Source organism: Methanomassiliicoccales archaeon (assembly GCA_014361295.1).
Classification (GTDB): domain Archaea; phylum Thermoplasmatota; class Thermoplasmata; order Methanomassiliicoccales; family JACIVX01; genus JACIVX01.
Map to the genome: position 1 here is coordinate 1,327,827 of JACIVX010000001.1, position 11,710 is coordinate 1,339,536.

The window sequence follows — 11,710 nt, forward strand, 5'->3', positions numbered from 1 at the left end:
ATTGATTTTATCCTTCTGCAAGTTTCTCTCTGACCTCTTTAATGACTCGTTCAGGATCTCTATAATACGCTGAGACGATTTTCGCGACGGTCTTATAGTTATCAACATTCGTCTTCTTCATGTATTCGAGAATGTCAACTCTCCGCTTGACCTCTCGTTCCATTTCACGTGGAGACCAGTTTCGAATTGTTCGCACTTTTTCGAACACGTAAGAGTGACCGCTGAAACTGAAAGTATCATCGGCGGGGTTCCAACTGTGAACCGTGTTGGTGATGAGTTCGCCCGTTTCAGGATCCATACCGACGATCTCCGTGAGCGATTTAACACGCCTTGTCATTTTCGTACCGACTTTCACCTGTGCCTGGAGCAACACAATATCGAGTGCGGTCAGCAGCGCGCGCGGTAGATTGATCGGATCATTTTCCATCCTGTGAACCATCGCCTGGACGTCCTCAGCGTGGAAAGTTGAGTAAGCAGTCTTACCAGTTGCCATTGCCTGGAAAACCACATAAGCTTCCTTTCCTCTCACTTCGCCCACCATGAGATACTGCGGTCTCTGTCTCAGCGCCGCAGTCAGTAACTCAAACATGTCAATTGTCCCAGCTTTGTTGGTGCTTCCCTTCCCCCCGAATCCTTCTCTCGTAAGCGCGGGAATCCAGTTCTCATGCGGCAAATTGAGTTCCCTTGTATCCTCGATGCTCACGATTTTCATCTGTGGAGGAATGAAGAGAAGGATCGCGTTCAGTGTTGTCGTTTTACCACTTGCAGTACCGCCGCAGACGAGCATTGAGCTACCATATTCTGTCGCAATCCAGAGATATGCCATCATGTCTGTGCTCATCGTCTTGAATTTGAGAAGATCGATGGGCGTGAACGGATTTTCCTTGAATCGTCTGATCGTAAATGACGAACCTCGTTTCGTCACATGTTTTCCCAGTGTAGCATTGAGTCTTGAACCGTCTGGAATTGTCGCGTCAAGAATAGGATCGGCGACAGAAATATGCTTTCCACATTTCTGAGCGAGCCAGACAACGAACGAGTCAAGTTCCACCTCATTATCGAATCTGATATTCGACTTGATTGATCCATATTTCCTGTGGAAAATGTACAATGGAATGCCGACGCCATCGCACGAACAGTCTTCAACATTAGGGTCTGTCATTATGACATCGATGACGCCGTATCCGATGAAGTCCCTTCTCAAATAATAATGGATCCTTTCGCGAGAAACTGGGTGAAGGGAGATTCCGAAATTCTTTAAGAGGGAATCTGTTGCAAGTCTCAAGATTTCTTCCTTCTCTTTAGCTGTCTCCACATCTGTAAGATTGAGTGTCAATATGAGCGAATTCTTGAGAACGTCAAGGAGATTCTTCTCATCTTCAGAAAGACTTGGTTCGATGACTTCATAGAGATATTCACCAGCAGTGTTGTCATATTTTATTCTCACAAAAGAATATGGGTCGAGGATTTTCGTTAATTCAACTTCGTCAACATTGATGTCCGTAATCTTCGGAATTTCAGTGATGACGTCAAGAGGTCCTTTTGAAACACTAACTGGAATTCGAACCTTGAGAGGTCTGTCCTTAATCCTGAGAAGAAATGAAAGATATTTACTCGAAATTCGTCCAATTCGCTTTCTTTCTTTACCCTCCTCAATTTCTGTGGTCATCATCTCGGGCGGTAGCATCTCCACATCGGCCACATCAGTCATTTTCTACCTCCTAAATCAATCTTGTTCCAATCAGGCCTATCAGCAGCATAATGAAGCTGTGCCTCATTCCATTCGTAATTCTACCGTCTTGTAGCACTCCCGCGAGAATTCCATCGCCGAAGGCATGGATGACAACTGCGATGACAAAAATGAGCTGGATCTGCGGTATCACATCTGCCTTGATCGTTGCTGGCATGTTGGTAATGCCCGCTTGCTCAGCTCCCTCGGCAACCTGTCGGCCGGCTTCCGCCATTTTCGGAAGAAATGTTGAATTGAGGATAAAGATCGTTGCGATGAAGACTGCAAAGGCGATATATGTTACAACCATGTATGTCGACATCGCAATTTTCCGCTCGTTTTCGTTTAACATAGTCTCTCTGGCATCGTGAGCAACCATTGTGAGGACATCAGCAACGCTCCCACCGGCGTCATTTGCTTTGATGATGATAGACATCATTCTGTTAACCAGTGGTGTATTGACCCTTTCAGCAAACAATCTCATCGCATCTGCTGCAGGCACTCCCCATTCGATCTGTGCTGCCATTCTTTTGATCTCGGGCGTGAGCTTTCCATATCGACCACCAGACGCTGCCTTTACAGCTTCTGCGAGTGTCATTCCGAAGCGGCCAGCTTCTGCAACATCTCTGAGAAAGTCTGGAAGTCTTGATTCGATGTCCTTGATCTGTTTGTGTTTGTAGGTTGTATAGAATCCGTATGGACCAGTGATCGCCATCAATCCGATTGCTACGAAATCAATCCATTCTAATCCCGTCTTGAGTCCACCGATCGCATCGAGGAAACCGATGAAGAAGAAAATCACCATGAAAACAGCACCGATGACGAGGATCGTCTTGGAGAGGTCCCTCTTTTTCACGGTCAGCTGCTTAATATCGATGACGTCTTTCGCCTTCTTCTTATCAATCATTGGGCCCCCTCCTCAAATACTTGCCTCCTTCGTCATATTCCATATGTAAAAAATGAATCCAAACTGGGAAAGCGGAATCATGAGACCGACGACTATGTAAAGCAGCATAAGCGTTGATTCGGATCCACCACCTCCGCCTGGGACAATTGCCATGATCGCCATGATAACGACAAGGAAAAGCGGAAAGGCAACGACAACCGTTACGAACGACTCCGCCATTAGGCCGAGATTTTCCAGCATTGATCTCATTTCAAGCTTTGCTTCCTTTTCGAACTGCTCGGCTTTCTGCAGGAAGTATGGCTTCAGCTGACCACCGGAAGTCGAAGTCGTGACAACGCCCTGTAAAAATTCCTGAAACTTTCTCGATGGTGTCCGCTGCGCTGCATTGCTGATTGCTGTAAGTATATCCATTCCGAGCAGTTCGGTGTCCCTCGTGATCCATTCTGCCTCATTCCTGATCTCGCCGTATATCGGCTGTCTCGATAATTCTTTGAAAATTACATCGACATTGACATCGGCCGACGCCATTGCAGATATGAAACTCATAGCTGGCCCGATTCTTTTATCGATATCCCTTGCTCTCCTTTTTGCAACGGACGCTGGCTGAGAGATGAGCATCACATAAGTCAGAAGTGGAGGAATCACGATCATTAAGACGGACACGAGGAGAACAAGCGCAGCATCAACGTGTAGGAAACTGAGTATTAATCCACCAAATAGAATTGATATCGCGGCAGATGCGATGCCTACAAGGATCGTTGTCATCCAGACATACGCTGTGTATTCCTCTGGTCGCATCTTCATATGCGCCTGGAGAAGAGCCTGCTCGAGTTTCGGATTCGGTTTTGCTTTCAACCTGACAAATGCACCCAAGGTACGCCAGCAAAATTGCTGGTATTTAGTAAGCTTGACGTACTCAGGAATAGCGCCCTTAGGTAGTTTCACCATATGGGGCCCTTTAATTTCCTCCTCCTCTTCCGCTCTTTTGGTTTTGAAGTAGAACTTCCTCATCGATTCGAGTCGTGCGAAGATATCAGAGACTTCGGGCGCCAGCGTCCGCACCTCCCTCGACCAATTCCCTTCTCACCCTTTTGATAGTTGCTTCTGGATCTTTATAATATGCATTGATCAGCGACCAGATTTTTCGGTGATCTGTGATATCTTTCATGACCATGTATTTGATGATATCGACCCTGCGATTGAACTCCTCGACCATCTCTTCATGCGTGAGGTTCTTCATTTCCATGATTTTATCAAAGAGAAAGCTATGTCCTTTGAAAACGAATTTGTCTGTTGCCTGATCCCATTCATAGACGGTATTGGTGATGAGCTCGTTTGTTTCTGGCTCGAATCCAACGATCTCGATGACCTGTTTGATTCTTCTCACGAGGTCCGTTCCCACCCTGGCATGCGTTTGAATGATGACATTCCTGAGCGCTGTTAGTAGGATTCTTGGGCAGTTGATCGGGGGATTTTCAAGTCTGTTGACCATTGATTTCACAGAATCGGCATGCATTGTCGAGTATGTAGTGTGTCCAGTTGCCATGGCCTGGAACATGATGTATGTCTCCTTGCCTCTCACCTCACCAACAATAATGTAGTTGGGTCGCTGTCTGAGTGAAGCTCTCACAAGATCGTACATATCGATCTCGCCAGGTGCTTTGCCATCTGGTCCCCGCTCCCCAACACCACTTCTTGTCGTTCCGGGAACCCAGTTTTCATGAGGCAAATTGATCTCTCTCGTATCTTCCATCGTGACGATCTTTGCGCCTGGAGGAATGAAAAGTGCGATTGCATTGAGTGTCGATGTCTTACCACTAGCGGTACCGCCAGCGATAATCGCAGATTCTCCATTTTCAACGCCAAGCCAGAAATATGCTACCATTTCAGGACTCGCAGTCCCATATTTGATAAGTTCAACAGGCGTGAAGGGCTTTTCCTTAAATCTGCGAATTGTAAAGGTCGAACCTCTTGTCGTAACTTCATTTGAATAAGTTGCCTGGACACGGTGTCCTTCGGGCGTCGTACCATCGAGTATAGGAGTAGAAACCGATATTTGTTTTCCGCATCTCTGGCCCAGCCCAACGACATATGAGTTTAGGAATTCTTCGTTATCAAATTTAAGTGTCGTTTTAATACTTTCGTATTTTCTATGGAATAAGAAGATCGGGATACCGACGCCGTCACAAGAGATATCTTCGACATTTTCGTCTCTTATGAAAGGATCAATCGGTCCGTAACCAACGAAATCTCTTGTAATATAATAACCAATCTTTTTCCTGGCGATCGGATCAATTTTGACGCCCCTGCTCTTAATGTATGATTCAACACTTTCCATGAGGTATTCCTTCTTATCAAGGTCGGTGAATTTGTCCCATTCGTAACTTAGTGTCCTTCCGAGTGTGTCTTTGATGAGTTTGAGCAATTTCACTTCCTTTTCGTTTAGCTTCGGCTCGATTGCCTCAAGAAGATATTCGCTCGTCCTTTTATCGAAAGTGACTCTGATGTAGCAATATGGTTCAACAACAGGATAGATTTCGACGGTTTCGATATTTGGGTCATCAATCGGAGGAATCTCAGTGATGATCGACCCCCTTCCTCTTGACCACTCAATCCGTTGAGCAATTTCACCTGCGGGCAGTCGGACGCGAGAGGCTCTCTTAGGGGCAACAGTCCTAAGGAATTTCAAATAAGAGTCTCTGATCTTTTCCCTTATCTTGACTTGTCCATGGATTTCTGATACGAAGGTTTGCTCCGAGATTTCATCTTCGACCATCGAATCCGGTGCGTTTGATTTTTCGATTTTAGCTTCCTGCATTATGCCACCACTTCATCTCACACCTGGATCGAAATTTGCAAATATGCACGATCATACGTCAGCGACCTGGCATTCTTTACCTGAAATTTTATGTAATACAGGTCTTCCCCGATGTTAACTTTATTCAGACTGTAGTCAACATCATCAGTAAGGCCTGATTTCGAGCAGAGTTCCTTAAGATACTGCTCCCATGCTTTTCCGTATTGGGTCACCATCGTGATATTGACACCATAATCATTACCGTAGCCAACGGTGAAGCTCTGGGATTCGAAATAGATGAGATTGATATTGACTCCGATTGCTCCAGTTCCTCCTATTGTGACGTTCGACCCCATCATATCAATCTGAGTGATCACAATATTGACTCTGTTGTCTATCTTCTGCAAAAGAATACCGGGAAAAGCTCTTACAACCTGACCGTCTGGCTGTTTGACGATGATTGCGCCATTCTCATACGCTACCCATTGCTGCACATAGTATCGGTTCGGCGCCCAAAGCTGAATGAGTCCTCCACCGCTTTCGTTAAACTCAACTCTTTCTCCAGAAAGCGTGTAGTTGAATCTCATCGAAAAACCGGTGTTCGAACTACCAATCGGTGCATAAATCAGTTGTCCAGCAGTCGGAGATGCGAAAATCGGAATTCCTTCTGCTCCGAGGGTGATCGGAGAATACATCATGAACTCGGTTTCGCCTGTGATCTTTGCGCTCACGATCATATTATCGATTCTGCCCTTAAGATCACCAAATTGATTGAGAACGATATTCATATGAGACCTTTCATTCGCCTGCATCCAAACTGGGATGTAGGAATTCGTGAAAAGTGAAAGAAATGTTAGGAAAACGAGCAGCGCCATGATCGTGCCGACAGTTGATGCCACAGCTTCCCTGTCGCGCTTCAAAAATCGTGATCTCCTAAGTTTGAGACAATCAGCTCCCTTGCGGGACTTACACATATCCTCACCAAGCGCCAGATTCGATTTGAAAAAAGCTGCATATTACTATTTAAACATGTCGTGAATGCTGGCTTGTTTTGAGAATGAGCTCCTCGAACCCGATTGGGATCCGAGAGTCTGAAATTAAAATGGCTGTATGAGAGAATCTGATGTAATCCTCTTTGGTCTCGTGCGTGGATTGGCTGGAAGAATACCTTCTCGCAGTAATTAACTATTCGAACGGGCCGATGAGCTATCTGTCGGAACTTTTGTTCTCGCCTGAAAATTGCGTCTATTTTATTGTTCATCCCCGATCGATAGATCAAATCAAAGGTTGGGCAAAATTTATTACAGCCCTCTCCTTTTGGTGATAAAACAACGCCGCGGTAACTCAGCTGGGAGAGTGCAAGACTGAAGTTGCCCATCTGGAGATCAGAAATCTTGAAGTCGCTGGTTCAAATCCGGCCCGCGGCACTTTTTTGCTTTTATTTGCAAATCTAAAATAATAAAGCGACGAAACATCTATTAATCGAGTTTGACAATCGACTAGAAGAGATTTGGGAAGGACTAAAATGATGCAAGTCAAAGGCTTTGAGGCGAATGGTATCGAGGCAAAGAGGTTTTCCAAGGTGGGGGAACGATTTGTAAATATAAGGATCGATCAAAACAGCAGCGTTACACGAATATCGAAGGCTTCCGATGATGATACTGCATCGGTCGAATTCCGTTTCACGACAAATTACGCTGGTATTGGTTACATCAGGATCGAAGGGCAGGTCTTTCTCTCAGGGGACGCGGGCAATCTTGTTGATGAATGGACGAGAACTGGTTCGATGCCGGATGAGATTGCTAATATTGTTCATAACGTCATCGTTTCGAACTGCATCCCCATCGCGCTTCTCGTGGCAAGGGATGTTCGTTTGCCCCCTCCAATTCCACTCCCAAAGATCAACATTCAAAGAAAAGGATCTCGCGGTCCTGGTGAGAGTGTCGAAGTTGCGTGATCTCTTGGAAACTTACATCCAATGCACATTCTTTAGCGGATGTGTTCGAGTGCGAATGAACCAATGGTGAGGCCGTGCTTGCTCGCTGTGTAACGAATATAGGCCCTCGACTGCACTTCGCAGATGCCAATAACGGCGAAATACGTCCTCAGCTGATCGACTTTAAAGTCGATCATCCCGTCCATGATCGATCCAAGCATTTGAATTTCCTGCTCACTGTGCATGCCCTTCTCGACGACATAGAGTGATACGGCCTTGTCTCTCTTCCTGCGACCGCAGAAGGGGCTGAGAAATCGAAACGCCGAGTTAATGTCTGAGTACGCAATGAGGGTTGATATTGTTCTGAAGGCAAGGCGGTAGTATTCATGTTTTTCCTTATACTCCTTTGTGATCTTTTCGACTGCATCCATGATCTTATCATGATCCGTTGGCTCTTCGATGTAGACCGTATACGGATCTACGGTCGTATCACCCATGCTTCTTGAATACGAATCAACATACTTTACGAGTCCAAGACGTTCGTATTCTTCGTAGCCAGACAAAACAAACTTCATCTCTTCCCTGATATCGCTTGGCGTCTTGTCTGTGATAACCCATATCGCCGGTATGCCCTTTTTCAATCCCTCCGCGATAAACTGATTGACCATCACTTCTTTTCCAATGAACGGCGGTCCGTGAATCAGTACATTCGATCCGAATGGAATGCCACCGAGGAGAAGATCATCAAGGCGCGGATTTCCGGTCTTGACTTTGGCCTGTTGCATCTCAAGTGCACGTTGCTCCTCCCTCGCCGCAATTTCATCCTCTATGATGCCTTGTTCCCTTAAACGCAACTCTTCCATCTTCGCATTGAGGTATTTTTCTTTGGCTCTGAGCTCCTCCTCCTTTCTCTGAATTTCTGCTTTCAGATCCTCTAATCGTTTAACCATTTCATGTTCTTCGATGCTAGTCGTACTCTTCTTCGCCTCTTCGAATCTTCTCCTTTCTTCCGCTAATAATTTTTCTCTGTAGAGGATGTCTTCCTCCCTTCTAATCAGCTCTTCTTCCTTATAGGAGATCATTGACTTGATTTTTTGGAGCTCTTCATTTTTCTCTTGCAGTTCTTCCCTTAACCTTTTGATTTCTTCATCCTTTAACAAAAGTGTCTTCTCTCTTTGCTGTATTTCCTTGATGCTTTTTTCGATTTCCTTTTTCGCCTCAGGAGCACTCATCTTCGCAATTTCGAGTTCATCTTTCAGCAGCTTGATCTCGATGGATTTTTGTTTGAGCTCTTCTTCGAGTTGTTCTATTCTTGTCTTTAATTCCTGCTCTCTTCGTCGATAATCATTTTCCTTCTCCTGAAGTTCCGCGTGAAAACGATCTTCAAGTCTCGCTTCCTCCTCCGCTGTCCCGGTCTCCTGACTTTTTAGCATCGCCTCTTTTTCTGTTAAGTGTCTCTCTCTTTCATCGAGTGCCTTTTCCCTCTCTTTCAATTCGAGTTCTTTCCTGATAATTTCAGCGTGATCGATAGGCAGACCTGCCAAGGTTTCCTCAAGTCGCTTTTTGAGGAATGTCAGCTGTTCCCCAGCTTCTTTCAATTCTTTTGTCAGCTTCGCATTCTCTTCGGTTAACTCCTCAACTTTCCGCTTAATTTCTTCACTATCCCCGCCAACTATCGTTACTTGCCCCTCTTTTACTTCGCAGATCTCGTCTTTCAATCTCGCGATCTCGGCTTCATAAGAAGCAATAATCTCTTCAACCGATTCCCCCCGATCTTCCGCCTTTTCTGAGATGGGAGTGGTCTCGGCAGATGCTTGTGGCGATTCATCGAGCCAAGAAATCAAATCAAATTCATCTGTGAGCCACTTCTTAATTTCCTCAATTTTCTCTATAGAAGCGTTACCATCGGTACTATTGTTAATACCATTAAAACCGGTAAAGTCGAGTTGTGCATAATCGCGCTTTTGATCTTCTTTCATCTTCTTTTCCTGCAATTATACACCTGCTTTCTTTCAGAACTTAACTGATTTCACTTTACTCGCTTAATTATTATTTTAATATTTTGGCATCATCATCAAAAAATGAATTTGGCAACAGGTATCATTGTATTATTATCTTGTCTTGACATAAAAGTGTGCAAATATGGATTGCGTTTACAAACGATAGTCTGTAGAAATCAGATGGTATTGAAATCTTTGAGATTTCATGACGCGCTGTTGTACACAACAGCTCAGTGTCTAGAAGATTTTTCATTCAGTTCTGGTTTCTTATGTTTTAATTGAAACTCGGTGATTTTTTTTTGCTAATCACTTCTGGTCTCCATCCATATTCCAAATCTGATTGCTTCTGAACAAAAAAATATATACTGACAGAAATATCTTGATAAATTCGGGCCTCGACCAGGAGCTTTGAAATGGAAAAGCGGATTCACGTCAGGATCGATAAGAACAGCAACTTGACATTGCGTGAAGTTCTAAAAAAAATCGAGGAAATCCAGGCTGAACATCCAGAGTTGGATGTTTTTTTTGATGGCGACGAGTACGCCATCTGCAGCCGCCCGAAGAAAGCTGAAAAAGACCAATAAATTGCCTGAGTTCTAATCGGGCAGCATTACGAGAATGGAGGAAACGGATATGGTGAGCCGCAAAGACCTCTTGAAGGAGAAAGTCAAGGCGATAGACTTCGACAAGATCAAAACGGTAAAGGATCTCGTAGAAGCTTATAAGGACAGCTCGGTGCAAAGCAGAGCGCTGGCCAACTGCGCTGCTGTGTACGAGAATGCGTTGAAAGATCCGAGCAGACCGACAATTGTACTAGGTCTGGCTGGGCCACTCATTGCAGCCGGATTAAGAAAAGTCATCGCTGACATGATCAAGTATGGTATTGTCGACGTGATCGTATCAACAGGGGCTATACCTTATCAGGATTTCTATCAATCAAGAGGGTACGCGCACTACAAGTGTTCCCCTTATATCGATGATGTTAAGTTGAGAGAACTTTTCCTTGACAGGATATACGATACCCTTGTCGACGAAAAGAAATTCGAAGAAACTGATGCATATATCGGTGAAATTGCCGGCGGACTCGAACCGAGGTCGTATTCCAGCAGAGAATTCCTCGATATTCTCGGAGATTATTCGGAAGATGAGAACTCGATTCTTTATAATGCACGAAAGTACGGTGTGCCCATTTTCGTTCCAGCGCTCAACGACTCATCTATCGGTATCGGTTTGACTGAAATGTATGCGAAAAGAAGACAGGAGAACAAACCCTTCATGAAAATCGATCCGATCCGGGACGATTATGAACTGACGCAGATCATGATTCATTCTGATAGGACAGGCGTCATTTATATTGGGGGCGGAGTACCGAAAAATTTCATACAACAAACAGAGGTTATCGCGTATGCGTTGGGCCATGATAAAGGCGGTCATTATTATGCGATACAAATCACGACCGATGTCCCATACTGGGGTGGCCTCTCTGGTTGTACTTTCGAAGAAGCTCAGTCTTGGGGAAAGATCAGCAAACATGCGACAAAGGCCGTTGCATACGTCGAGGCGTCTATCGGCATGAGTCTCATGGTTGGTTATATCCTGCAAAAAGGCGTATGGAAGGGGAGAAAGCGCTTGCAGTTTATCTGGGAAAATGACACACTGAAAGAGATCAAAAAGGTTCCGTTGGCAATCGAATGATTTCCGATGAATCCTTTTTGACTCTTTTAATTGAATTCTTTTATGATTTAGACGACGAAGATGCGAGCATGATTGGACGTCCTACAATTGGTCTTTGGAATTCTTACGATCCCCATCATTTCAGGGAAGCCCATCGTCGCCTCCTCGCCCGCGCGGGTCCATTGGCATTTGCGTTCGATATGAACCTCGCGACCTTTGGATTTCCTTTTCCTTCGGAGCTCTCGAAGCCGTCTGAAGTCGCGGAGTGGGTTGCGACAACGACAACGATTGGTGAGGAAGGCCGTTATCTCAAGGAACTGGCATCGAGAGGACGCTTTCAAATGTTTCCATACGTTCGAAAAGGATTTCCGCCACAGCTTGGCGAAATCATATTGACGACGAGCAGTCCCGACATAGAGCGAAAGAGAACTGCTGACGATATCTGCGCGATGCTTATGAGCGGCAGGAGCGTTTGTTTACTTTTCGGGGCAGGGCCAAAAGGAACACCAAAGGAGCTCATTGATTCGACAAATCATCATTTTGATGTGACTTTTGGAGGCCACTCCCTTGAAACGTGTACGGCACTTGGTGCTGTTGTCGCGGTCATCGCTCATACATTGAAAAGGAAATCTGAGCAGTCGCAAGAGTCACTTTGATCCAATAATAC

The 11,710-nt window shown here is 45.1% G+C and carries 10 protein-coding genes and 1 tRNA gene; 5 read left to right on the top strand and 6 right to left on the bottom strand.

Going from position 1 to position 11,710, the window contains the following annotated elements:
- Positions 1-7 precede the first annotated feature (7 nt).
- From H5T41_06555 to H5T41_06575, 5 genes are read right to left on the bottom strand one after another with little or no spacing between them, the layout of a single operon-like run.
- Positions 8-1,669: a type II/IV secretion system ATPase subunit gene (locus H5T41_06555; protein ID MBC7108430.1), complete on the bottom strand. Its 1,662-nt coding sequence runs from the start codon at positions 1,667-1,669 to the stop codon at positions 8-10.
- 52 nt (positions 1,670-1,721) lie between these two features.
- Positions 1,722-2,636: a type II secretion system F family protein gene (locus tag H5T41_06560; protein ID MBC7108431.1), complete on the bottom strand. Its 915-nt coding sequence runs from the start codon at positions 2,634-2,636 to the stop codon at positions 1,722-1,724.
- A 12-nt stretch (positions 2,637-2,648) separates the two neighbouring features.
- Positions 2,649-3,647, bottom strand: coding sequence for a type II secretion system F family protein (locus H5T41_06565; GenBank protein ID MBC7108432.1), 999 nt, complete (start codon positions 3,645-3,647; stop codon positions 2,649-2,651).
- A gap of 22 nt (positions 3,648-3,669) precedes the next feature.
- Positions 3,670-5,412, bottom strand: coding sequence for a type II/IV secretion system ATPase subunit (locus tag H5T41_06570; protein ID MBC7108433.1), 1,743 nt, complete (start codon positions 5,410-5,412; stop codon positions 3,670-3,672).
- A gap of 59 nt (positions 5,413-5,471) precedes the next feature.
- Entirely contained in the window at positions 5,472-6,407 is a 936-nt protein-coding gene (locus H5T41_06575) for a hypothetical protein (GenBank protein ID MBC7108434.1), read from the bottom strand.
- A gap of 359 nt (positions 6,408-6,766) precedes the next feature.
- On the opposite strand from H5T41_06575, the gene H5T41_06580 reads away from it, so the two are divergent.
- Positions 6,767-6,860, top strand: a tRNA-Phe gene (locus H5T41_06580).
- A gap of 98 nt (positions 6,861-6,958) precedes the next feature.
- Entirely contained in the window at positions 6,959-7,390 is a 432-nt protein-coding gene (locus H5T41_06585; protein MBC7108435.1) for a hypothetical protein, read from the top strand.
- A 32-nt stretch (positions 7,391-7,422) separates the two neighbouring features.
- Here H5T41_06585 and H5T41_06590 read toward each other — a convergent pair whose 3' ends face one another.
- Complete coding sequence (locus H5T41_06590; GenBank protein MBC7108436.1) at positions 7,423-9,363, bottom strand: recombinase RecA; 1,941 nt, start codon at positions 9,361-9,363, stop codon at positions 7,423-7,425.
- 419 nt (positions 9,364-9,782) lie between these two features.
- Between H5T41_06590 and H5T41_06595 the strand changes: the two genes are divergently transcribed.
- From H5T41_06595 to H5T41_06605, 3 genes are all read left to right on the top strand, one after another.
- On the top strand, positions 9,783-9,953 hold the full coding sequence (locus H5T41_06595) for a hypothetical protein (protein ID MBC7108437.1): 171 nt from the start codon (positions 9,783-9,785) through the stop codon (positions 9,951-9,953).
- A gap of 49 nt (positions 9,954-10,002) precedes the next feature.
- Positions 10,003-11,064, top strand: coding sequence for a deoxyhypusine synthase family protein (locus H5T41_06600; protein MBC7108438.1), 1,062 nt, complete (start codon positions 10,003-10,005; stop codon positions 11,062-11,064).
- A gap of 68 nt (positions 11,065-11,132) precedes the next feature.
- Complete coding sequence (locus H5T41_06605) at positions 11,133-11,699, top strand: DUF531 family protein (GenBank protein MBC7108439.1); 567 nt, start codon at positions 11,133-11,135, stop codon at positions 11,697-11,699.
- Positions 11,700-11,710 lie beyond the last annotated feature (11 nt).

Excerpts from the sequence above, each read along its gene's own strand:
- H5T41_06600 (MBC7108438.1), top strand. The coding sequence starts at position 10,003 with ATGGTGAGCCGCAAAGACCTCTTGAAGGAGAAAGTCAAGGCGATAGAC.
- H5T41_06570 (MBC7108433.1), bottom strand. The coding sequence starts at position 5,412 with ATGGTCGAAGATGAAATCTCGGAGCAAACCTTCGTATCAGAAATCCAT.
- H5T41_06605 (MBC7108439.1), top strand. The coding sequence starts at position 11,133 with ATGATTGGACGTCCTACAATTGGTCTTTGGAATTCTTACGATCCCCAT.
- H5T41_06565 (MBC7108432.1), bottom strand. The coding sequence starts at position 3,647 with ATGAGGAAGTTCTACTTCAAAACCAAAAGAGCGGAAGAGGAGGAGGAA.
- H5T41_06555 (MBC7108430.1), bottom strand. The coding sequence starts at position 1,669 with ATGACCACAGAAATTGAGGAGGGTAAAGAAAGAAAGCGAATTGGACGA.
- H5T41_06595 (MBC7108437.1), top strand. The coding sequence starts at position 9,783 with ATGGAAAAGCGGATTCACGTCAGGATCGATAAGAACAGCAACTTGACA.
- H5T41_06575 (MBC7108434.1), bottom strand. The coding sequence starts at position 6,407 with ATGTGTAAGTCCCGCAAGGGAGCTGATTGTCTCAAACTTAGGAGATCA.
- H5T41_06585 (MBC7108435.1), top strand. The coding sequence starts at position 6,959 with ATGATGCAAGTCAAAGGCTTTGAGGCGAATGGTATCGAGGCAAAGAGG.
- H5T41_06560 (MBC7108431.1), bottom strand. The coding sequence starts at position 2,636 with ATGATTGATAAGAAGAAGGCGAAAGACGTCATCGATATTAAGCAGCTG.